This window comes from Sphingomonas sp. 22176 (assembly GCF_052045505.1).
In the GTDB taxonomy this organism is placed as follows: domain Bacteria; phylum Pseudomonadota; class Alphaproteobacteria; order Sphingomonadales; family Sphingomonadaceae; genus Sphingomonas.
The window spans coordinates 1,399,363-1,418,949 of record NZ_JBQEPL010000001.1 but is presented as its reverse complement, the minus strand read 5'-3'; the positions used below and the strand labels follow the sequence as shown (position 1 = coordinate 1,418,949).

Genomic DNA, 19,587 nt, shown 5'->3' with positions numbered 1-19,587 from the left:
CGCCGGCTGGAAGCGGGGGCTTCCAACCGGCGTGTGCGACCCTCTCGGGGGGTATCGGGTCGGGGGTTACTCGGCCGCTTCGGCCGGCACCGCGTCCTTGTACGCCAGCACCGGCTTGCGCGCAGCGAGCGTCTCGTCGAGGCGGCGGCGCGGGGCGAAGTGCGGTGCGCTCTTCAGCGCCGCCTCGCCCTGCGTGGCCTTGGTCGCGACATTGCGGAACGCGCCGATGAACTGGTCGAGCGCCGCCTTGCTCTCGGTCTCGGTCGGCTCGACCAGCATCGCGCCGTGGACGACGAGCGGGAAATACACCGTCATCGGGTGATAGCCCTCGTCGATCAGCCCCTTGGCGATGTCGATGGTCGAGAAGCCCTCGGGCAGGCCCTTGTCGCTGAAGATCGCCTCATGCATGCACGGGCCGGTCTTGGCGAAGGGCGCGTCGAGCACGTCCTCCATCGAGCGCAGCACATAGTTCGCATTGAGCACCGAATCCTCGGCGACCTGCCGCAGGCCGTCGGCGCCGTGGCTGAGGATATAGGTCAGCGCGCGGGTGAACATGCCCATCTGGCCGTGGAAGGCGGTCATGCGGCCGAAGGTGCCGGCATGATGCTCCTCGGCATTCTCTTCCTCGACGATGCGATAGCCGTCCGCGGTCTTCTCGACGAAGGGCAGCGGGGCATAGGGCGCCAGCGCCGCCGACAGCACCACCGGACCCGAACCCGGACCACCGCCACCATGCGGGGTGGAGAAGGTCTTGTGCAGGTTGATGTGCATCGCATCGACGCCGAGATCGCCCGGACGCACCCGGCCGACGATCGCGTTGAAGTTGGCGCCGTCGCAATAGACATAGCCGCCGGCGGCATGGACCGCGTCGGAAATGTCCTTGAGGTCCGGCTCGAACAGCCCGCAGGTGTTCGGGTTGGTGATCATCACGCCGGCGATATCCGGCCCCAGCCGCGCCTTGAGCGCCGCCACGTCGACCCGGCCTTCCGGCGTCGCGGGGATGTCCTCCACCGCGAAGCCGGCGAAGGCCGCCGTCGCCGGATTAGTGCCGTGCGCGGATTCGGGCACCAGCATGATGCGGCGCGCGGTCTCGCCCTTGGCGTCGAGCGCGGCGCGGATCGCCAGCACGCCGCAAAGTTCGCCATGCGCGCCGGCCTTGGGGCTCATCGCCACGGCCTGCATGCCGGTGAGCGTGATCAGCCAATGCGCGAGCTGGTCGATCGCCTCCAGCGCGCCCTGCACGGTATCGACCGGCTGGAGCGGGTGAATGTCGGCGAAGCCCGGCAGGCGCGCCATCCGCTCGTTGAGGCGCGGATTGTGCTTCATCGTGCAGCTGCCCAGCGGGAACAGGCCGAGATCGATGGCGTAGTTCTGGCGGCTGAGGCGGGTGTAGTGGCGCACCGTTTCCGGCTCGGACAGGCCCGGCAGGCCGATGGCCTTCGAGCGCTCCATGCCGGCAAGGCGCGACTTGCCCGCGGGGGCCTCACCAAAATCGACGCCGGTGGTGTCGGTCGAGCCGATCTCGAAGATCAGCGCCTCTTCCAGCATCAGCGCGCGGTTGCCGGTGAAGGTGGGAGCGTCGCTTTCGCCGGCCTGCGGCGTGGTGGGGCGCCAGCCCGACTGGTTGATCGTGCTCATGCCAGCACCTCCTCGAGTGCGGAGGCAAGCGTCTCGACGTCCTCCTCCGTGGTGGTTTCGGTGACCGCGACGACGAGGCCGTTCTGGAGCTCTTCGACGCCCGGATAGAGGCGGCCGAGCGACACGCCGGCCAGGATGCCCTTGTCGGCCAGCTGGCGAACCACGGGCCGCGCTTCCTTGGACAGCTTCAGGGTGAACTCGTTGAAGAACCGGTCGGTGACCAGCTCCACCCCGTCCACTTCGGCCAGGCGATCGGCGGCGGCGCTGGCGCCGACATGGTTGAGCTCGGCGAGCTGACGCAGGCCCTTCTCGCCCAAGAGCGTCATGTGCACCGACATGGCGAGCGCACACAGCACCGAGCTGGTGCAGATGTTCGACGTCGCCTTTTCGCGGCGGATATGCTGCTCACGGGTGGAGAGCGTCAGCACGAAGCCGCGCTTGCCGCTGGCATCCACCGTCTCGCCACAGAGGCGGCCCGGCATCTGGCGGACCAGCTTCTCCGAGCAGGCGAACAGGCCGACGTACGGGCCACCGAACTGCAGGCCGACGCCGAGCGACTGGCCCTCGCCGACGACGATGTCCGCGCCCATCTCACCCGGCGCCTTGATCGCGCCCAGCGCCACCGGCTCGGTGACGACGGCGATCAGCAGCGCCTTCTTGGCGTGGCAGGCATCGGCCAGCGCCGACATGTCCTCGATGCGGCCGAGAATGTCGGGATACTGGACGACGACGCACGAGGTGTCGGCATCGATCGCGTTGATCAGGTCGAGCGTGTCGGGCTCGGGGCTGAACGTCGGCAGCGAGGTCACCAGCTGGTCGCCGGTGAAGCGCGCCATCGTCTTGGCGACCGAGACGTAGTGCGGGTGCAGGCCACCCGAGAGGATCGCCTTGCCGCGTTTGGTGACGCGGCGCGCCATCGAGATCGCTTCCCAGCACGCAGTCGAACCATCGTACATCGAGGCGTTAGCGACGTCGCAACCCAGCAGCCGGGCGATCTGGCTCTGGAACTCGAACATCATCTGCAGCGTGCCCTGCGCGATTTCCGGCTGGTAGGGCGTGTAGGCGGTGAGGAACTCGCCGCGCTGGATGAGGTGATCGACCGAGGCCGGCACATGGTGGCGATAGGCCCCTGCCCCCAGGAAGAACGGCGCTTCGCCGGCGGCAAGGTTCTTGCGCGCGAGCGCGGTCATGTGGCGTTCGACCGCGAGTTCCGACGCATGCATCGGCAGGCCGGCGATCGGCCCACTGAGGCGGGCGCTTTCGGGCACGTCGACGAACAGGTCGTCGATCGACTGGGCGCCGATCGTGCCAAGCATCGCCTGACGGTCGGCCGGGGTAAGGGGCAGGTAGCGCATCACGGTTCCTTGTTCCCTTCCCTCTTTCCTCCCCTCCCGCTTGCGGGAGGGGTCGGGGGAGGGGCTGAAGTTCTTTGGGAAGGACTGGCGGCTGCCATCCCCTCCCCTAGCCCCTCCCGCAAGCGGGAGGGGAATTTGCGTGCCCCTTGCTTCTCCCCTCCCGCGTGCGGGAGGGGCCGGGGGTGGGCGCCCGCCATCCACGAGGCGCCCGGTCAGGAGGAGAGCGTGGGCCCACCCCCTGCCCCCTCCCGCACGCGGGAGGGGGAAAGGTCAGATCACAGCTTGTCGACGAACGCCTGGTACTTGGCCTCGTTCATCAGGCCTTCCAGCTCGCTCTCGTCGCTGAGCGTCATCTTGAAGAACCAGCCTTCGCCTTCCGGATCCTCGTTCACCAGCGCGGGGTTCTCGGCCAGGTCGCCATTGCCCTCGACGACGGTGCCCGACACCGGCGCGTACACGTCCGACGCCGCCTTCACACTCTCGACAACGGCGGCATCGTCGCCCTTGCTCAGTTCCTTGCCCTCATCGGGCACTTCGACGAACACGATGTCGCCGAGCTGGCTCTGGGCATATTCGGTGATGCCGACCGTCGCGACGTCGCCGTCGACTTCGATCCACTCATGGTCTTCGGTAAAATAACGGCTCATGTCACGCTCCCTTTCGGACATAGCGGTGGGGTACGAAGGGCATCGCAACGACCTCCGCGGAATGCCGCTTGCCCCGCTGGACAAGCGTAATCTTGGTGCCGGCCACTGCAAGCGCCGCGGGCACATAGGCCATCGCGATCGGCTTCTGCACGCTCGGCGCAAACCCGCCCGAGGTGACCTTGCCGATTTCGGCGCCCGAGGCATCGACCACCGCCGCGCCCTCGCGGACCGGCTGGCGGCCCTCGACGATCAGGCCGACGCGCTTCATGGCGCTGCCCTGCTCGCGCTCGGCCAGGATGCGCTCGGCACCGGCGAAGCCACCTTCCTCGCGACGGCGCTTGGACAGCGCGAAGCCGAGATCGGCGGCGACCGGCGTGGTCTCCAGGTCGAGGTCGTGGCCGTAGAGCGGCAGGCCGGCCTCCAGGCGCAGCGAGTCGCGCGCGCCCAGGCCGATCGGCTTCACTTCCGGCTGTGCGGTCAGCGCGTCGGCGAACGCCTCGGCCACCTCGCCCGGCAGCGAAATCTCGAATCCGTCCTCGCCGGTATAGCCCGAACGACTCACCCAGAGCGGGTTGCCGTTCCATTCGAACGCGGCGGCGGTCATGAACACCAGCGTCTCGACGCCCGGCAGCACGCGGGCGAGCGCGGTGACCGCTTCCGGCCCCTGCAGCGCCAGCAGCGCCTGGTCTTCGAGGTGGTTGATCGTCACTTCGTCAGGCAGGAATTCACGGAACACGCCGAGATCGTCCCACTTGGTCGCGCCGTTGACGACCATGTAGATCGTGCCGCCGTCGATCTCGAAGGCGTTGTCGGCGGGTAGGCGGGTCATCATCAGGTCGTCATGGATGCCGCCCTCTTCGCTGAGCAGCAGCGAATAGCGCATCCGGCCCTCGGCGAGGCCCTTCACGTCGCCTGGCAGCAGCTTTTCGAGCCCGGCGTCGAAGTCGACGCCCGAGAAGAGCAGCTGGCCCATATGGCTGACGTCGAACAGCCCGGCATGCTCGCGCGTCCAGAGATGCTCGGCCATGATGCCTTCATACTGGACCGGCATCGAATAGCCCGCGAACGGCACCATCCGGCCGCCGCGTGCGCGGTGCCAAGCGTCGAGCGGCAAGGTCTCGATCGGCAGGTCGGTGGCGGTGTCTTCGGCGGTATCGCTCATCGGGGCACTCCGGGCATCAAGGGTCAACGATGCGCAAGAGACCGGCAGGCCCCCGCAACACCATCGCCCCCTCTGTCACGGAACCTGAGAGCTTTCGCACGGGTTTGAGCCCGGCTTACCCCTTCGGTGGAGCCTGGCTGCAAGCCGGCTCGCTTTCCAGAGTGTCGTGGCCTGCGCGGTCCTCGGTGCCTGAGAGATTCCGGGGCGGTTGCTCCTTCGGCGATCCGGCGAACCGGATTCTCTCCCGCGCATGCCCATGCCGGTTGCCCGACATCGACAAGGGCGAGCCTTGGCGGCAGGGCTTGTCGGAGTCAATCGGGATTGAGGGTAAATCTGGGCAGAACGTGCTCCCCTCCCGCTTGCGGGAGGGGCTGGGGGTGGGCCCCCGCCATCCGCGAGCACACCGGCGGGAGGACACCGAACCCCGCCATCTGCACCACCACTGCCAGGAGGAGGGCGAGCGCCCACCCCCTGCCCCGTCCCGCACGCGGGAGGGGGTTCAAAAGATCACCGCGTCGCGTTGTACTTCAGCTGGTCTTCGGTCAGCTGGAAGCCGACCAGCGCCTCGAAGGTCGCCGACAGCACCGAGCGGCGGACATTGGGATCGCTCAGCGGATCGGTCGCCGCCGACTCCGCGCCGGCCTTACGCTTTTCGGTCAGGCGGCGGCGGACATCGTCGGGCAGGGTTGCGGCGGCGTGCGAGACGCTGCTGGTCGCCTGCCCCACCGCGCTCGCGCGGAGCTGGCCGGCATCGAAGTGCAGCGTGATGTTGGTGACGCGCTTGGCCTCCACCTGGGTGCCGCCGCGCACCACGGTGAGGAAATAGGGCAGCACCACGTCGCGCGCCGGGCCGGCATCGCGGCGGCGGGCCAGCACGTCGAACTTGATGTTCGTCACCACCTGGTTCCCGGAATCGTCGCAGCTCGACTGGACGTTGGTGATCGTCGCCACCACGTCGATCGCGGTGGCCTCGCGGCTGGTCGCCGGGTCGAACAGCGTCACGTCGCCGAGCCCCGCGGGAATCGCCACCGTCGGGCAGGCGGTGCGGACCGCGCTGATGCCGCCCTCGGTAATTTCGCCGGTACGGCTGCATCCGCCGGCGGCGAGCAGGATCAGGGCGGGAACGGTGAACTTGGCGACAGACAAGGGAGGGCAACCTTTCGAACCGAACAGCCGCCCCCCATCTCACACGGACCGGGGCCGGAACGGCGCGCACCATAGGAACCGCCTTCCGCCCGCGCAAGCAATCGCGTAGAGGCTCCACCCGATGGCAAACACCGAAAAGCGTCCCCTGGAGCTGCTGATCGCAGCGCCCCGCGGCTTCTGCGCCGGCGTCGACCGCGCGATCCGCATCGTCGAACTCGCGATCGAGAAATATGGCGCGCCGGTCTATGTCCGGCACGAGATCGTCCACAACAAGTTCGTCGTCGAGAATCTGCGCGCCAAGGGCGCCGTGTTCGTCGAGACGCTGGACCATGTGCCCGACGGCGTGCCGGTCGTCTTCTCCGCCCACGGCGTGCCCAAGGCGGTGCCGCACAAGGCAGAGCAGCGCGGGCTCTCCTATCTCGACGCCACCTGCCCGCTCGTCTCCAAGGTCCATCGCCAGGCCGAGCGCCACGTCGCGGCCGGGCGTCACATCCTGTTCGTCGGGCACCAGGGCCACCCCGAAGTGATCGGCACCTTCGGCCAGGTGCCGGAGGGATCGATCACGCTGGTCGAGACCGAGGCCGATGCCGAATCGGTGACCGTGCCCGATGCCGAGAACCTCGCCTTCCTGACCCAGACCACCCTTTCAGTGGACGATACCGCGGCGGTGCTCGGCATCCTCAAGCGCCGCTTCCCGACGATGCTCGCGCCCGGCGCGGACGACATCTGCTACGCCACCTCGAACCGCCAGGGCGCGGTGAAGGCGATCGCCGAGCAGGTCGAGCTGGTGCTGGTGATCGGCGCGCCCAATTCGTCCAACTCGCTGCGGCTGGTCGAAGTCGCCAAGCGTGGCGGGGCGCGTGCGGTGCTGATCCAGCGCGCTGCCGAGATCGACTTCGCCTGGTTCGACGGCGTGACCCGCGTCGGCATCAGCGCCGGTGCCTCGGCGCCCGAAGTGCTGGTGCGCGAAGTGGTCGAGCGGATCGGCACGCAGTTCGAGGTTTCCGAACGCGAGGTCGAGACGGTCGAGGAAAGCGTCGTGTTCAAGCTGCCGCGCGGGCTCGAGGCTGCGTAATGGCCGTCTACACGCAGGTTTCGGCCGAGGCGCTTTCCGCGTTTCTCGAGCGCTTCGACGTCGGTGAACTCGTTTCCGCCAAGGGCATCGCCGAGGGGGTGGAGAACAGCAACTACCTTGTCGACACCACCAAGAGCCGCTTCATCCTGACGCTCTACGAAAAGCGCGTCGACCAGGGTGACCTGCCCTATTTCATGGCGCTGCTCGATCACTGCGCCGATCGCGGCCTGCCGGTGCCCCCGGCGGTGCCCGATCGCGACGGCACGCTGATCCATGAATTGGAAGGCCGCCCGGCGTGCCTGATCCAGTTCCTGTCGGGCGTCTCGGTCTCCCACCCCACCCCGGCACAGGCGCGCGCCGCCGCCGAGGCGATGAGCAAGATGCACAAGGCGGTGGCGGACTTCCCGCAAGACCGGCCCAATTCGATGGGTATAGACACGTGGCGCCCGCTGTTCGAGCGCTGCGGCACCAGCCTCAACCAGATCGCGCCGGGCCTGTACGACGAGCTCGGCCAGGCGCTGGACCGGGTGACCAAGGCATGGCCGCGCGAAGGCTTCGATACCTGTGCGATCCATGCCGACCTGTTCCCGGACAATGTCCTGATGCTCGGCAACCGGGTGACCGGGCTGATCGACTTCTATTTCGCCTCCACCGACCTGCGGCTCTATGACCTCGCGGTGATGCACACCGCCTGGGCGTTCGACTCCACGGGCGAGCGGTTCGATCCGTACGTCTCCGAAGCGCTGCTCGAAGGCTATGAGGCGAGCTACAAGCTGACCGAGACGGAGCGCGCGATCCTGCCGCTGCTGGCGACCGGCGCGTGCATCCGCTTCACCCTGTCGCGCGCCTGGGACTGGCTCAACACGCCGGCAGACGCACTGGTGACGCGCAAGGACCCGATGGCCTTCTGGCGTCGCTCGCACGCTTACGCCTCCGCACTGGCGGCGCTCGCATGACCGGCGAACTCCAGCATGTCGAGATCGCGACCGACGGCGCGTGCAAGGGCAATCCCGGCCCGGGCGGCTGGGGCGCGCTGCTGCGGATGGGCGATGTCGAGAAGGAACTGTCCGGCGGCGAGGCCCACACCACCAACAACCGCATGGAGCTGATGGCGGCGATCCAGGGCCTCAACGCGCTCAAGCGCCCGTGCCGGGTGACGCTGTCCACCGACAGCCGCTATGTGATGGACGGCCTGACCAAGTGGATTCACGGCTGGATGAAGAATGGCTGGCGCACGGCGGACAAGAAGCCGGTCAAGAATGCCGATCTCTGGCAGGAACTGCTCGCCGCGGCCAAGCCGCACCGCGTCGAGTGGAAATGGGTGAAGGGCCATGCCGGCCACCCGGACAATGAACGCGCGGACAAACTGGCCAGCGATGCGGCGGTGGCGGCGCGGTGAGGCGCGGCCGGCAAGGGGCGCGCACACCGCCCCTTGCCGTATCCCGCTCAGCCGTGCTGGGCCGCTGCGCGCTTCTTGGCGACCTTTGCCCGGTGGTGGCCGACGAGGCAGCCCGCCGCTGCACCGGCGACGGCATGGCCCTTGCCGACGAAATGGCCGGCCACACCGCCCACCGCCGCGCCCTTGACGCAGCCGGCGGCGAGGGACGGGCTGGCAACCAGACATGCGGCAGCGACGGCTGCGAGGAATTTCGGCTTCATATGCGATCCTCTCGTTGAATTCTTTTCGTAGAACGCATCGGGTGGCGAAAGGATCAACCAGCGGCGGCTGGCAGTCCCGACGGTTTCCGTTCTAAGCTACGAGCGTCGACGCCTCGGCATGATAGGAGCCGATCGCTGTTCGGAGGGGTGCCCATGCTCGCATACACGGTCCTGCTGATCCTTGCCGCGCCTCTCCAAGCGGTGGTCTCACCTACGCAGATGACGGCTGCCAAGCCGGCCCAGGCCGAGCATGTCGCGATCCAGGCCAGCGACATCGATCGCAGCGCCGCCTTCTACCACGAGGCGTTCGGGCTGCGGATCATCCGGACGCCGCTTAAGAACCGCCGCTGGCTCGATCTCGGCCATGGCATGGCGCTGCACATCCTCGACGGCCGCACCGCACCCAAGCCATCGAACCGCGATGAGCATCTCGCGCTCCACGTCGACGACCTCGCGACGGTGACGGCGTGGCTCGACGCGCACCATCTCGCCTGGACCAACTTCACCGGCGAACCGCGCACGATGCAGCTCCGCTTCGATGGCGTGCGGCAGATCTATGTGCAGGACCCCGACGGGTATTGGCTGGAGGTTGGGGACAGCCGGGGCAAGCCGGCGCAGTAGCCGTGCGCCCACAATACGGCCGTCAACCGCGCCGGAAATAGGCCGATGGCGTGACACCCAGCGCGCGCTTGAAGAAGGCGATGAAGGCACTGACGCTGTCATAGCCCAGGTCCATCGCCACGGTGGTCACGGCGCGGCCCTCGGCCAGCATCTCCAGCGCCCGCATCAGGCAGGCGCGCTGGCGCCAGACCGTGTAGGTGAAGCCCGTCTCGATCACGAAGCGGCGGCTCAGCGTCCGTTCCGAAATGCCCGCCCATGCGGCCCATTGCTGGATGCTGCGCCCGTTGCTGGGATCGTCGAGCAGCGCGCGGGCGATGCGGACGAGACGCGGATCGCGCGGCATCGGCGATCCGAAGGCGTCGACCGGCGCAGCCCGCACCTCGTCCAGGATGACCTGCGCGACGCGCCACTGTTCCGGCGTCAGCTCGCTGCCCTGCCAGGTCGAGGCGCGCAGCACGGCTTCGCGCAGCAGGCCCGAGGTTCGGATCGTGCACGGGTGATCGGGCAAGCTGGCGCACGCCGCTTCGGCCACATAGCAGCTCCACCCCTCCACCGCGCCGTGCGTCCAGCCATAGTGCCGCTGGTGCGGGGGGAGCCAGATGGCGTGGTCGGCCGGGACGATCCAGGCGCCCGCATCCGTCCCGATGGTCAGCAGCCCGTGGCGCAGGCCGGAGAGCTGCCCTCGCGCATGGCTGTGGGTGCCGAGTTCGCGGCGCTCGGCCTGGGGTTCGTACAGCGCGATGATCAGCGGATCGGGCGCATCGCTGGCGGCCAAGGCGAACTTTTCCTCAAGCATGGCAGCAACTCGATAGTGATTGGCTCCGATCGCTTAGCGCAGCCGCAGCCGGAGGGCTACATGACGCCCAGGAGACCGCCGATGACCCCGCCTGATCTGTCCCGCGCCGTACCCGATCTCGAACAACTCTATGCGCCACCCGCCGAGCACATTCAGAAAGCGGTGACGCCCGAGCTCAACGCGTTCCATGTCGACTATGTCGCGAAGGCGACGTTCTTCTGTCTGGCGACGGGAGGGCGGAACGGCTTGGACGCCTCGCCGCGCGGGGGCCCGCCGGGCTTCGTCCGCGTGCTCGACGACAAGACGGTGGCCTTCGCCGACTGGCCGGGCAACAACCGGATCGAATCGATGCGTAACCTCACCATCGACGATCGGCTGGGCATGCTGTTCCTGTTCCCGGGCCTCGACATCTTCCTCCGGATCAACGGGCGCGGGCGCGTCATCGACGATCCGGCGCTGTGCGCAGAACTGGCGGAGGGCACCAAGATCCCTAAGACGGCGATCGTCGTGCTGGTGGACGAGGTGTTGTTCCACTGCGGCAAAGCCGTGAATCGGGGGCGGTTATGGGATCCGGCCGCACGGCTGGATCGCAAGAGCCTGCCCACCCCCGGGCAGATGCTCGCCGCGATGACGAAGCAGGATGCGAGCGTCGCCGAGGCCATCGACGCGCGCTACGCACACGGCATGCAGAACGACCTGTACGGCTGACGGCGGTCTTGGGGCCCCTGTCCTCCCCCGCCGGGGGGAGGACAGGCTCAGCACCCTCACGCCGTGGCCAGCGCGACCTCATACTGCGCCGTGGTCTTCACCGCGACTTCCTCCGCAGTCACGCCCGGCGCCAGCTCGATTAACCGGAACGGCGAAGCGTGATCCGCGCGGGCAAACACCGCGAGATCGGTGATGATCATGTCGACTACATTCTTCCCCGTCAGCGGCAGGGTGCAGTCGGGGATGAACTTGGGGCTGCCGTCTTTGGCGGTATGCTCCATCACCACGATGATCTTCTTCACGCCAGCGACGAGGTCCATCGCGCCGCCCATGCCCTTGATCATCTTGCCGGGGATCATCCAGTTGGCGATGTCGCCGCTCTGGCTCACTTCCATGGCGCCGAGCACGGTCAGGTCGATATGCCCGCCGCGGATCATCGCGAAGCTGTCCGCCGAGCTGAAATAGACCGAGCTCGGCAGCTCGCTGATCGTCTGCTTGCCGGCGTTGATCAGGTCCGGGTCCTCGTCGCCTTCCATCGGGAACGGGCCGATGCCGAGCATGCCGTTTTCCGACTGGAGCGTCACCTCCACCCCGGCCGGGATGTGGTTCGCCACCAGCGTCGGGATGCCGATGCCCAGATTGACGTAGAAGCCGTCGCGCAGTTCCTTCGCGGCGCGCGCCGCCATGTCGTCGCGGGTCCAGGCCATCAGTGCTTCTCCTGCGGATCCGTCCAGCGCGTCGCCGGCGGGAAGGTTTGGTCATAGGTGGAACCGAGCCCGGTTCCGTAGACGGGGTTGGGCAGCACGAACCAGCCGCGCCCCCACATTGAGCCGATCACCGGGCTCGCCGCCGCCGCGCGCCGCTCGGGCGGGGTCAGGCCGGCGAAGAGATCGCTGAAGTCGCCGAGCTGATCGCCGCCCATCGCCACCACGCACCAGCGCTGGGCGATCGCGTTGCGGCGGCCGTCCTTGCCGGACTTGCCGTCGACATCGCCCTTGAGGAACAGCGTCTCGCCATATTTCGCGGGGCCGAGGCCCGCGAAGTTCAGCGCCGCTTCGGTCTGCTCGGCATTGGCGGCGGCGCGGTTGGTGTTGAAGATCACCGTCACGCCCATCGCCCGCAGCGCCCGCACCGCGTCGAGCGCGCCGGGGACGGCGGCGACCTTCATCGCGCCGGTTTTTTCCCAGCGGTCCCAGCGTGCCGAATCCCAGCCGCCCGAACGCTGCGCATCGTCACCCTCATAGCCGAGGTTGAGCAGCAGCGTTTCGTCGACGTCGAACACGGCGGCAGCAGGCTTGTCGCCGCAGGACTGGAAGCGCGGGGTGGCCAGCGTGGCGTCGGGCGTCAGCACCACCGAGGTACGCGGGTGGCCGCTCTTCGGCGCGTCGGTCGCCATCCGCGCACGGACTTGATCGACCAGCGCGGTATAGGCCTGCACGCTTAGCGCCGCCGCCTCGCCCGAGCCGTACAGATATTGCATGCCCGCCGGGACACCGCCGGTCGGGGCGGCAGGCACCGCCGCGGGCGGCGCCTGCGTCACGCTCGCATCGACCACGCAGCCCGACAGCGCCAGCCCGGCCGCGAGCAGCAGCCCGGTGCGGATCATGCCGCCTCGCGCGGACGGACGGTGCGGAACTCGATCTTTTTGTCGTACGGCGCGCCGACGACCAGCCGCTTCACATAGATGCCGGGCAGATGGATCTGGTCGGGATCGAGGCTGCCGACCGGCACCACTTCCTCCACCTCGGCCACGCACATATGGCTGGCGGTGGCCATCGGCTGATTGAAGTTGCGCGCGGTCTTGCGGAAGATCAGGTTGCCGGCCTCGTCGGCCTTCCAGCCCTTGATGATCGACAGGTCGGCGCGGATGCCGCGCTCGAGGATATATTCCTCGCCGTCGAACACCTTCACTTCCTTGCCCTCGGCCACCTTCGTGCCGACGCCGGTCTTGGTGTAGAAGCCGGGGATGCCCGCGCCCCCTGCCCGGCAGCGCTCGGCCAGCGTGCCCTGCGGGCAGAACTCCACCTCCAGCTCGCCGGACAGATACTGGCGCTCGAACTCCTTGTTCTCGCCGACGTACGAGGAGATCATCTTCTTCACCTGGCGGCTGCGCAGCAGCTTGCCGAGGCCCTCGTTATCGATGCCGGCATTGTTCGAGGCGATGGTGAGGTCCTTGACGCCCGCGGCCTGAATCGCGTCGATCAGCCGCTCCGGAATGCCGCACAAGCCGAAACCGCCCGCGCAGATCATCATCCCGTCGAACAGCAGCCCTTCCAGCGCTGCGTTCGCGTTGGGGTAGAGCTTGTCCATCGACGATTCCCTCCGAATGTTCGGGGTCGCGATAATCCCCCCGGGGCGGCGGGGTCAAGCGAACCTGAACCGCCTTTCAACTCCACCCCGCCTTCCCTTACGGCAAGGCCGACTGTTGCATGTTCGCCACACATACCAATGTAATCCAATTGTCATATTGCACCTGCGAACGCAGCGCCTATTTGGGGCGTCTGGATGGCCATCCGGTTATAACAAGTAACAAGTCCAAAGGTATCTGAATCATGCGTATTTTCGCAGCGACGGCGCTCGCCCTCATGGCATCCGCAACCCCCGCCCTGGCGCAGGACGCGACCTTCCAGGGTCCGCGCATCGAGGCGGTTGGCGGTTTCGACAACATCAAGTCGGATGGCGTGAGCGCGACGGGCTTCGTCTATGGCGGCGCAGCCGGCTATGACCTGCAGCGCGGCAACCTCGTTGTCGGCGTTGACGGTGAAATCACCGGCACCACCACCAAGAAGACCTTCGACGACGTCGTCGTCAAGGGCGGCCGCGACCTCTATGCCGGCGTTCGCATCGGCTATGTCGTCGCACCGGCAACCCTGCTGTACGGCAAGGTCGGCTATGACAACAGCCGCGTGATCGCGCGCCTGGACGGCCTGCGTGACGCCGAGAACCTCGACGGCGTCCGCGTCGGCGGTGGCGTGGAGCACAGCTTCGGCCGCTATTACGGCAAGGTCGAGTATCGCTACACCAACCTGTCGCAGGACGTGATCCGTCACCAGGTGATGGCTGGCGTCGGCTACCGCTTCTGAGCGACCCCGGATACGCGGCGCGCCCCCGCGCCGTAGCTCCCGAAGACCCCGCATCGGCAACGATGCGGGGTTTTTTCGTGCGTCCGGCACGCGCGACGCCATCATACTTCTTCGGCTCCGCTGCCATTTCCTACAGTTGGCGCGACCGATATACTTCCCCCTTCCAGTAGGAGTCGCGCAGCGTGCGCGTCCTATCCATCGTTGTTCCTGCCTTGGGGGGAGCCGAACATGGCACAATTCGATGCAGTCGCCTGGTTTCAACTGTTGACCTTGGGTGGATTGGCCGGCGCGATGGGCCAGGCGATCCGCGTCATCGTGGGGATCAAGAAACTCAACGATCAGGCGTCCAACGCCAACCTCTCGCTGGCGGCGATGATCGTACCGTCGCAGCTCGTCGTCTCGTTGCTGATCGGCTTCGTCGCGGGCGCGCTCGCCAGCAGCCAGCTGATCAGCGACCTCGCGCATATCTCGTCGCAGCAGATCTTCGCGCTTTCCGCGGCCGGCTATGCGGGCGCGGACTTCATCGAAGGGTTCATGACGCGGGTGACGCCGGCGACGGCCGCCTCCGCCCCAGTCCCTCCTGTTGCGGCACTGCCCGCCAGCGCCGACGGAGCGGTCGGCTGATGGCCGCGGGGACCACCCCGGTGACCGGCACGGTGCGCGCCACCACGCTGGTCAACCTCCGCCACGGCGCCCCGAGCCTCGGCGCGCCCGTGGTCGGCAAGCTCGCCGCCGGCACCGTCGTGCCCGTCACCAGCGTGGCGGTGGGCGATGCGGTGCAGGGCAATGCGCTGTGGTACGGCACGACGGACCAGAATTTCCTGTGGAGCGGCGGCTGCGATGCGCTGCAGACGGCAGCTGGCACGGGGGGCGGCAGCGGCACGCGGCCCAGGATACCGATGGTCGTCGACGTCTACCATCGCAGCATCGTCCGCGATCTGGCCGCGGCCAAGGCGGCCGGCGTGCAGGGCATCATCCACAAGGCGACCACCGGCACCAGCGGCCGCGACGAGCTGTACGACGATCGCCGGATCGCCGCGCAAAAGGCCGGGCTGTTGTGGGGCGCCTATCATTGGGGCACGGCGCTGCTCCCGGCGCAACAGGTGGAAAACTTCCTCGGCTGGGCCAAGCCGGACGACGACACGCTCGTCGCGCTCGATTACGAGCCGAGCCCGAACAACCAGATGACGCTGGACGGCGCCCGCGAATTTCTGGAGCGCATCCAGGAAAAGCTCGGGCGCCGCGCGGTGCTCTATTCGGGGCACCTGATCAAGGAGGAGCTCGGCGCCCAAATCGATCCGTTCTTCGGCGCGCACCGGCTGTGGCTGGCGCAATATACCGCGACGGCGACGGTGCAGCCCAGCTGGAAGACCTATTGGCTGTGGCAATATTCGGACGGTGCCGCCACCATTCCCGGCATCCCCGGCGACGGGGCCGGCCATGTCGACCAGAATCACTATGCCGGCAGCGCGGAGCAGCTCGCCGTCGAATGGGCACGCTGACGGCTCGACTTTCCGCCCCCGGCGCGCCTAGCATCGGCGCATGACTACGAAACGCACCGGGGGCAGGATCCTCGTCGACAATCTGGTGGCACAGGGCTGCGACCGGATCTTCCATGTACCGGGCGAGAGCTTCCTCGCCGTGCTCGACGCGCTCCATGACGAGCCGAGCATCGACCTCGTCACCTGCCGCCAGGAAGGCGGCGCGGCATTCATGGCCTGTGCCGACGGTGCGATGACCGGGCGGCCGGGGGTGTGCTTCGTCACCCGCGGGCCGGGCGCCACCAACGCCAGCATCGGCGTGCATGTCGCGATGCAGGATTCGCAGCCGATGCTGCTGTTCATCGGCGATGTCGACCGCGGCATGCGCGACCGCGAGGGCTTTCAGGAAGTCGACCTCCCGGCGATGTTCGCGCCGCTCGCCAAATGGGCGACCCGGATCGAGGATGCCCGACGCATCCCCGAATATATCGCCCGCGCCTGGAACGTCGCCACCTCGGGCCGGCCCGGTCCGGTGGTGATCGCGCTGCCCGAGGACATGCTGCTCGACGTGGTCGACGCGGTTGACCGCCCCGCCATCGCCGAGCCGATCCAGGCGGCCGATGCCTTCGATCTCGACCAGCTCTACGATCTGCTGCGCGACGCCGAGCGTCCGATCGCGATCGTTGGCGGGGGCGGCTGGGACTCGGACACGGCGGAGGATTTCGCCCGGTTCGCCGAGTCGATCGACCTGCCGGTCGCCTGCGCCTTCCGGCGGCAGGATGCGATCGACAACAGCTCGCCGGTTTGGGCCGGCAATCTCGGCTATGGGCCGAATCCGAAGCTGGTCCAGCGGATCAAGGCAGCGGATCTGCTGCTGGTGGTCGGCGCGCGGCTCGGCGAGGCGACCACCGACGGCTACAGCCTGATCAACCCCGAGCATCCGGGGCAGACATTGGTGCATGTCCATCCCGATCCGAGCGAGTTCCACCGGGTCTACCGGGTCGACCTGCCGATCTGCGCACGGCCGTTCGAGTTCGCGGTCGCCGCCTCGGCCACGGCGGAAGCGGCCAACCTCCCCCGCTTCGACGGCGCGGCCGCGCATGCCGAATGGCTGGAATGGTCCAGCCCCAAGCCGCGTGCCGGCGTGGCACTCGACCTCGGCCCCTGCGTCGCGGCGATGCGGGAGGTGCTGCCGGCGGACACGATCATCTGCAACGGTGCGGGCAATTTCTCGGGCTGGTGGCACCGCTACTGGCCCTATGCCGCCCAGCCGAGCCAGCTGGCGCCCACCGCGGGTGCGATGGGCTACGGCGTCCCCGCGGCGGTGGCGGCGGCGCTGCGCTTCCCCGAACGACGAGTCGTCGCGGTCGCGGGCGACGGCGACTTCCTGATGAACGGCCAGGAACTTGCCACCGCGGTCCAGCACGCGGCGGACCTGCTGGTGATCGTGATCGACAACAGCGCCTATGGCACGATCCGCATGCACCAGGAGCGGGAGTTCCCGGAGCGGGTTTCCGGCACGCAGCTCCGCAACCCCGATTTCGCCGCGCTCGCCCGTGCGTTCGGTGGCTGGGCGACCACGGTGGAAACCACGGAGGCATTCGCCCCGGCGCTGGCGCTCGCCCTGGCGCAACCGGGGCTCAAGCTGTTGCACTGCAAGACCGATGTCGAAGTGATCAGCGCCGGCACGACGATCAGCAAGTTGCGAAATCGCTGAACGGATAGGAACCCGTTAACTGACATGATCCTAGAATTGTCTGTATGGGACAGCAGACGAAAGAGCGGTGGAAGACGGCGCATCTCGGCAAGCGCGGGGATCGCGTGCGTCTCGGCGGACGGCATGTCTGGCAGTGCGAATGGCGGTGGATCAACAAGAACACCGTCCGCCTGCCCCACCCGTTGCACACGGACCAGATGTTCTCGTTCATGATCTGCGAGGTCGGGCCGGCATCGGCGCCGGTGCGATTCGCGGCAGCGCAGGTGGAGCCGGACATGTGGGCGTTCTACGTCCCGGATTGATTGCCTAGGTCTAAGCCCCCTCCTTGGAGAAGGGGCTTAGGTAGAATCAAAACGGGCCGCCCCTGCCAGGGCGGCCCGCTTCTTGTCCGGTCTGATCCGCGACTCAGATGTCGTCGCCGAGCGCACCCTTGATCTTGCCGCCGAGCTGCTGGGCCTTGCCCTTGGCTTCCTGCGTCGCGCCTTCGGCCTGCGTGTCCGGGTTGTCGCTGTGCTGCTTCACCTTGCCGGCCAGCTCGTTGAGATTGCCTTTGATCTTGTCGGTCAGCTCGCCCATGATCGATACTCCTGGCTAAGGTCGGGTGTCACACAACACGACACCTGCGACTTGCAGAAAGAACGACTGTCCGGTCGGACCGTTCCCGATCAGTTGTGCGTCACTTCGTCGAGAAACGCCTTGGTCGCGCGCCACACGTCGAGCGCGCCGTTCGGATTCTTGGTCCGCAGCAGCGTCGACGACCCGTGCACCCCGCCCAGCTTGGGCACGAACTGCGTCTTCTGGGTCGAGGGCGAGGCGGCGAGGATCGCCCGCGCGGCATCCTCTTCCTTCCCGTCCTGCGCCGAGGTGACGAAGATCGGTGCCGTCACCTGCTTGGCGGCGCGCGCAACCGCGCCCTTGTCGTCGAGATATTCGCCCGGCGAGAAGGCGAGCAGCGCCTTGACCTGCCCCTGGTGCTCGGCTGCGAGCGGGAAGATCAGCGCGGCCGAATAGCTGCTGCCCCACAGGATGATCGGCAGTTTCTGTTGCTGGGCCCAGGCGAAGGCGGCGTCGAGATCCTTCTTCGCATCGGCATAGCTGGCCGAGTGGCCGAGCATCTTCACCGTCTCGTTGGTCCCGAACAGCGTGCCGCCGGCGCGCTGGTCGATCCGCAGCGAGGAATAGCCCGCCTGCGCCAGCTGCGGCGCGAGCAAGGCATATTCGTCCTTGCCCGATTCGGCCTGGTGGAACAGCAACAGCAGCGCCTTGGGCTTGGCCGCCTTGGTATAGACGCCCGCGATCTTGATCCCGTCGGCGGCGCGCAGCGTCACCGGCTCAGCCGAAATCGGCCCCTGATTCTCGATCGGATCGTTCTGCGGCCGCGGATGGCAGCCGGCCACCGCGACCAGCGCCAGTGCCGCCAGCGCCGCCCGCATCAGATCAGGCCCGCCAGCGGGCTCGACGGATCGGCATAACGTCGCTTCGCCATGCGCCCGGCGCGGTACGAAAGCCGCCCGGCCTCTACCGCCGCCTTCATCGCCGCCGCCATCAGGATCGGATCCTTGGCCTCGGCGATGGCGGTGTTCATCAGCACGCCGTCGCAGCCCAGCTCCATCGCCACCGCCGCGTCCGAGGCCGAGCCGACGCCCGCGTCGACCAGCACCGGCACCTTGGCGCCTTCGACGATCAGCCGGATCGTCACCTGGTTCTGGATGCCGAGCCCCGAACCGATCGGCGCGCCCAGCGGCATGATCGCGACCGCACCGGCATCCTCCAGCCGCTTGGCGGCGATGGGATCGTCGACGCAATAGACCATCGGCAGAAAGCCTTCCTTGGCCAGCACCTCGGTCGCGCGCAGCGTCTCGACCATGTCCGGGTAGAGCGTCCGCGCCTCGCCCAGCACTTCCAGCTTCACCAGTTCCCAGCCGCCCGCCTCGCGCGCTAGGCGCAGCGTGCGGATCGCCGAGTCGGCATCGAAACAGCCGGCGGTGTTGGGCAGATAGGTGATCTTCTTCGGGTCGATATAGTCGGTGAGCATCGGCGCCTTGGGGTCGCTGACGTTCACCCGGCGCACCGCGACGGTGACGATCTCAGCGCCCGAGGCGGCGACGGCGGCGGCGTTCTGCTCGAAATCCTTGTACTTGCCGGTGCCGACGATCAGCCGCGAGCGGAAGGTCTTGCCCGCCACCGTCCAGCTGTCGTCCGCGAGCGGCGCTGCATGGTCGCCGCCGCCGACAAAATGCACGATTTCCAGCTCGTCGCCGTCCTCGACGATCACCTGGCCCAGCGTCGAGCGCGGCACCACTTCGAGGTTGCGCTCTACCGCCACCTTCTCGGGCACCAGCCCCAGTTCGCTCGCCAGCTGGGCGAGCGTGAGCCCGGCGGTGACCCGCTTGTGTTCGCCGTTGACTCGGATGGAGACGGTACCGTCGCTGTGCATGAGGTGCCTTGGGTTTGATTGGAGACGCCGGGTCATATAGGGAGGGCGGCATCCTGCCCGCA

General features: G+C 67.7%; 23 protein-coding genes and 1 riboswitch. Of the genes, 10 read left to right on the top strand and 13 right to left on the bottom strand.

Annotated features, from left to right (window positions below):
* Positions 1-66: 66 nt before the first annotated feature.
* From gcvPB to ACTJKY_RS06870, 5 genes are all read right to left on the bottom strand, one after another.
* On the bottom strand, positions 67-1,638 hold the full coding sequence (gene gcvPB / locus ACTJKY_RS06890; RefSeq protein ID WP_440844986.1) for an aminomethyl-transferring glycine dehydrogenase subunit GcvPB: 1,572 nt from the start codon (positions 1,636-1,638) through the stop codon (positions 67-69).
* The gene (gene gcvPA / locus ACTJKY_RS06885; protein ID WP_440844985.1) at positions 1,635-2,993 is read right to left on the bottom strand and encodes an aminomethyl-transferring glycine dehydrogenase subunit GcvPA; all 1,359 of its coding nucleotides are present in this window, start codon (positions 2,991-2,993) and stop codon (positions 1,635-1,637) included. The genes gcvPB and gcvPA overlap by 4 nt, the downstream gene beginning before the upstream one ends.
* Positions 2,994-3,268: 275 nt before the next feature.
* Positions 3,269-3,640 carry a glycine cleavage system protein GcvH gene (gene gcvH, locus ACTJKY_RS06880; protein WP_440844984.1) on the bottom strand — a complete coding sequence of 124 codons (372 nt, stop codon included), beginning with the start codon at positions 3,638-3,640 and terminating at the stop codon, positions 3,269-3,271.
* A 1-nt stretch (position 3,641) separates the two neighbouring features.
* The gene (gene gcvT / locus ACTJKY_RS06875) at positions 3,642-4,802 is read right to left on the bottom strand and encodes a glycine cleavage system aminomethyltransferase GcvT (protein WP_440844983.1); all 1,161 of its coding nucleotides are present in this window, start codon (positions 4,800-4,802) and stop codon (positions 3,642-3,644) included.
* A gap of 166 nt (positions 4,803-4,968) precedes the next feature.
* A riboswitch (glycine riboswitch) is annotated at positions 4,969-5,059 on the bottom strand.
* 250 nt (positions 5,060-5,309) lie between these two features.
* Positions 5,310-5,948 carry a hypothetical protein gene (locus ACTJKY_RS06870; RefSeq protein WP_440844981.1) on the bottom strand — a complete coding sequence of 213 codons (639 nt, stop codon included), beginning with the start codon at positions 5,946-5,948 and terminating at the stop codon, positions 5,310-5,312.
* 121 nt (positions 5,949-6,069) lie between these two features.
* Here ACTJKY_RS06870 and ispH point away from each other — a divergent pair, with 121 nt between their 5' ends.
* From ispH to rnhA, 3 genes are read left to right on the top strand one after another with little or no spacing between them, the layout of a single operon-like run.
* Positions 6,070-7,023 carry a 4-hydroxy-3-methylbut-2-enyl diphosphate reductase gene (ispH, locus tag ACTJKY_RS06865; protein ID WP_440844980.1) on the top strand — a complete coding sequence of 318 codons (954 nt, stop codon included), beginning with the start codon at positions 6,070-6,072 and terminating at the stop codon, positions 7,021-7,023.
* Entirely contained in the window at positions 7,023-7,979 is a 957-nt protein-coding gene (gene thrB / locus ACTJKY_RS06860) for a homoserine kinase (protein ID WP_440844979.1), read from the top strand. Before ispH ends, thrB begins: the two co-directional genes overlap by 1 nt.
* Positions 7,976-8,422: a ribonuclease HI gene (gene rnhA / locus ACTJKY_RS06855; protein WP_440844978.1), complete on the top strand. Its 447-nt coding sequence runs from the start codon at positions 7,976-7,978 to the stop codon at positions 8,420-8,422. Before thrB ends, rnhA begins: the two co-directional genes overlap by 4 nt.
* A 47-nt stretch (positions 8,423-8,469) precedes the next feature.
* Here the strand turns inward: rnhA and ACTJKY_RS06850 are convergent, their stop codons facing one another.
* Complete coding sequence (locus tag ACTJKY_RS06850; RefSeq protein ID WP_440844977.1) at positions 8,470-8,682, bottom strand: hypothetical protein; 213 nt, start codon at positions 8,680-8,682, stop codon at positions 8,470-8,472.
* A gap of 153 nt (positions 8,683-8,835) precedes the next feature.
* Here ACTJKY_RS06850 and ACTJKY_RS06845 point away from each other — a divergent pair, with 153 nt between their 5' ends.
* The gene (locus ACTJKY_RS06845) at positions 8,836-9,303 is read left to right on the top strand and encodes a VOC family protein (RefSeq protein WP_440844976.1); all 468 of its coding nucleotides are present in this window, start codon (positions 8,836-8,838) and stop codon (positions 9,301-9,303) included.
* A 22-nt stretch (positions 9,304-9,325) separates the two neighbouring features.
* On the opposite strand, the gene ACTJKY_RS06840 is transcribed toward ACTJKY_RS06845, so the two are convergent.
* Positions 9,326-10,099 carry an AraC family transcriptional regulator gene (locus ACTJKY_RS06840; protein ID WP_440844975.1) on the bottom strand — a complete coding sequence of 258 codons (774 nt, stop codon included), beginning with the start codon at positions 10,097-10,099 and terminating at the stop codon, positions 9,326-9,328.
* A gap of 81 nt (positions 10,100-10,180) precedes the next feature.
* Between ACTJKY_RS06840 and ACTJKY_RS06835 the strand changes: the two genes are divergently transcribed.
* On the top strand, positions 10,181-10,807 hold the full coding sequence (locus ACTJKY_RS06835) for an MSMEG_1061 family FMN-dependent PPOX-type flavoprotein (RefSeq protein ID WP_440844974.1): 627 nt from the start codon (positions 10,181-10,183) through the stop codon (positions 10,805-10,807).
* 56 nt (positions 10,808-10,863) lie between these two features.
* Here ACTJKY_RS06835 and ACTJKY_RS06830 read toward each other — a convergent pair whose 3' ends face one another.
* Genes ACTJKY_RS06830 through ACTJKY_RS06820 form a run of 3 tightly spaced genes read right to left on the bottom strand, consistent with a single transcriptional unit; the run spans position 10,864 to position 13,117 of the window.
* Positions 10,864-11,514, bottom strand: a complete 651-nt coding sequence (locus ACTJKY_RS06830; protein ID WP_440844973.1) for a 3-oxoacid CoA-transferase subunit B — start codon at positions 11,512-11,514, stop codon at positions 10,864-10,866.
* Positions 11,514-12,413 (bottom strand): 5'-nucleotidase, lipoprotein e(P4) family, encoded by a 900-nt coding sequence (locus tag ACTJKY_RS06825; RefSeq protein WP_440844972.1) that lies wholly within the window; start codon positions 12,411-12,413, stop codon positions 11,514-11,516. The genes ACTJKY_RS06830 and ACTJKY_RS06825 overlap by 1 nt, the downstream gene beginning before the upstream one ends.
* A complete protein-coding gene (locus ACTJKY_RS06820; RefSeq protein ID WP_440844971.1) occupies positions 12,410-13,117 on the bottom strand; it encodes a CoA transferase subunit A in 708 nt (235 codons plus the stop codon). The genes ACTJKY_RS06825 and ACTJKY_RS06820 overlap by 4 nt, the downstream gene beginning before the upstream one ends.
* 242 nt (positions 13,118-13,359) lie before the next feature.
* Here ACTJKY_RS06820 and ACTJKY_RS06815 point away from each other — a divergent pair, with 242 nt between their 5' ends.
* From ACTJKY_RS06815 to ACTJKY_RS06795, 5 genes are all read left to right on the top strand, one after another.
* A complete protein-coding gene (locus ACTJKY_RS06815) occupies positions 13,360-13,890 on the top strand; it encodes an outer membrane beta-barrel protein (protein WP_440844970.1) in 531 nt (176 codons plus the stop codon).
* A gap of 228 nt (positions 13,891-14,118) precedes the next feature.
* Complete coding sequence (locus ACTJKY_RS06810; protein WP_440844969.1) at positions 14,119-14,514, top strand: hypothetical protein; 396 nt, start codon at positions 14,119-14,121, stop codon at positions 14,512-14,514.
* A complete protein-coding gene (locus ACTJKY_RS06805; protein WP_440844968.1) occupies positions 14,514-15,392 on the top strand; it encodes a glycoside hydrolase family 25 protein in 879 nt (292 codons plus the stop codon). The genes ACTJKY_RS06810 and ACTJKY_RS06805 overlap by 1 nt, the downstream gene beginning before the upstream one ends.
* 40 nt (positions 15,393-15,432) lie before the next feature.
* A complete protein-coding gene (locus ACTJKY_RS06800; RefSeq protein WP_440844967.1) occupies positions 15,433-17,088 on the top strand; it encodes a thiamine pyrophosphate-binding protein in 1,656 nt (551 codons plus the stop codon).
* A gap of 44 nt (positions 17,089-17,132) precedes the next feature.
* Positions 17,133-17,390, top strand: coding sequence for a hypothetical protein (locus ACTJKY_RS06795; protein WP_440844966.1), 258 nt, complete (start codon positions 17,133-17,135; stop codon positions 17,388-17,390).
* Positions 17,391-17,493: 103 nt separating this feature from the next.
* Here ACTJKY_RS06795 and ACTJKY_RS06790 read toward each other — a convergent pair whose 3' ends face one another.
* From ACTJKY_RS06790 to thiS, 3 genes are all read right to left on the bottom strand, one after another.
* Entirely contained in the window at positions 17,494-17,664 is a 171-nt protein-coding gene (locus ACTJKY_RS06790; protein ID WP_440844965.1) for a CsbD family protein, read from the bottom strand.
* A gap of 89 nt (positions 17,665-17,753) precedes the next feature.
* The gene (locus ACTJKY_RS06785; RefSeq protein WP_440844964.1) at positions 17,754-18,521 is read right to left on the bottom strand and encodes an alpha/beta hydrolase; all 768 of its coding nucleotides are present in this window, start codon (positions 18,519-18,521) and stop codon (positions 17,754-17,756) included.
* Entirely contained in the window at positions 18,521-19,525 is a 1,005-nt protein-coding gene (thiS, locus tag ACTJKY_RS06780) for a sulfur carrier protein ThiS (RefSeq protein ID WP_440844963.1), read from the bottom strand. The genes ACTJKY_RS06785 and thiS overlap by 1 nt, the downstream gene beginning before the upstream one ends.
* Positions 19,526-19,587: the final 62 nt, after the last annotated feature.

Coding starts and splice junctions, on each gene's coding strand:
- rnhA (WP_440844978.1), top strand. CDS start 7,976: ATGACCGGCGAACTCCAGCATGTCGAGATCGCGACCGACGGCGCGTGC.
- ACTJKY_RS06810 (WP_440844969.1), top strand. CDS start 14,119: ATGGCACAATTCGATGCAGTCGCCTGGTTTCAACTGTTGACCTTGGGT.
- thrB (WP_440844979.1), top strand. CDS start 7,023: ATGGCCGTCTACACGCAGGTTTCGGCCGAGGCGCTTTCCGCGTTTCTC.
- ACTJKY_RS06830 (WP_440844973.1), bottom strand. CDS start 11,514: ATGGCCTGGACCCGCGACGACATGGCGGCGCGCGCCGCGAAGGAACTG.
- ACTJKY_RS06805 (WP_440844968.1), top strand. CDS start 14,514: ATGGCCGCGGGGACCACCCCGGTGACCGGCACGGTGCGCGCCACCACG.
- gcvT (WP_440844983.1), bottom strand. CDS start 4,802: ATGAGCGATACCGCCGAAGACACCGCCACCGACCTGCCGATCGAGACC.
- thiS (WP_440844963.1), bottom strand. CDS start 19,525: ATGCACAGCGACGGTACCGTCTCCATCCGAGTCAACGGCGAACACAAG.
- ACTJKY_RS06825 (WP_440844972.1), bottom strand. CDS start 12,413: ATGATCCGCACCGGGCTGCTGCTCGCGGCCGGGCTGGCGCTGTCGGGC.
- gcvPB (WP_440844986.1), bottom strand. CDS start 1,638: ATGAGCACGATCAACCAGTCGGGCTGGCGCCCCACCACGCCGCAGGCC.
- ACTJKY_RS06790 (WP_440844965.1), bottom strand. CDS start 17,664: ATGGGCGAGCTGACCGACAAGATCAAAGGCAATCTCAACGAGCTGGCC.
- ACTJKY_RS06785 (WP_440844964.1), bottom strand. CDS start 18,521: ATGCGGGCGGCGCTGGCGGCACTGGCGCTGGTCGCGGTGGCCGGCTGC.
- ACTJKY_RS06840 (WP_440844975.1), bottom strand. CDS start 10,099: ATGCTTGAGGAAAAGTTCGCCTTGGCCGCCAGCGATGCGCCCGATCCG.
- gcvPA (WP_440844985.1), bottom strand. CDS start 2,993: ATGCGCTACCTGCCCCTTACCCCGGCCGACCGTCAGGCGATGCTTGGC.
- gcvH (WP_440844984.1), bottom strand. CDS start 3,640: ATGAGCCGTTATTTTACCGAAGACCATGAGTGGATCGAAGTCGACGGC.
- ACTJKY_RS06845 (WP_440844976.1), top strand. CDS start 8,836: ATGCTCGCATACACGGTCCTGCTGATCCTTGCCGCGCCTCTCCAAGCG.
- ACTJKY_RS06800 (WP_440844967.1), top strand. CDS start 15,433: ATGACTACGAAACGCACCGGGGGCAGGATCCTCGTCGACAATCTGGTG.
- ACTJKY_RS06850 (WP_440844977.1), bottom strand. CDS start 8,682: ATGAAGCCGAAATTCCTCGCAGCCGTCGCTGCCGCATGTCTGGTTGCC.
- ispH (WP_440844980.1), top strand. CDS start 6,070: ATGGCAAACACCGAAAAGCGTCCCCTGGAGCTGCTGATCGCAGCGCCC.
- ACTJKY_RS06815 (WP_440844970.1), top strand. CDS start 13,360: ATGCGTATTTTCGCAGCGACGGCGCTCGCCCTCATGGCATCCGCAACC.
- ACTJKY_RS06820 (WP_440844971.1), bottom strand. CDS start 13,117: ATGGACAAGCTCTACCCCAACGCGAACGCAGCGCTGGAAGGGCTGCTG.
- ACTJKY_RS06835 (WP_440844974.1), top strand. CDS start 10,181: ATGACCCCGCCTGATCTGTCCCGCGCCGTACCCGATCTCGAACAACTC.
- ACTJKY_RS06795 (WP_440844966.1), top strand. CDS start 17,133: ATGGGACAGCAGACGAAAGAGCGGTGGAAGACGGCGCATCTCGGCAAG.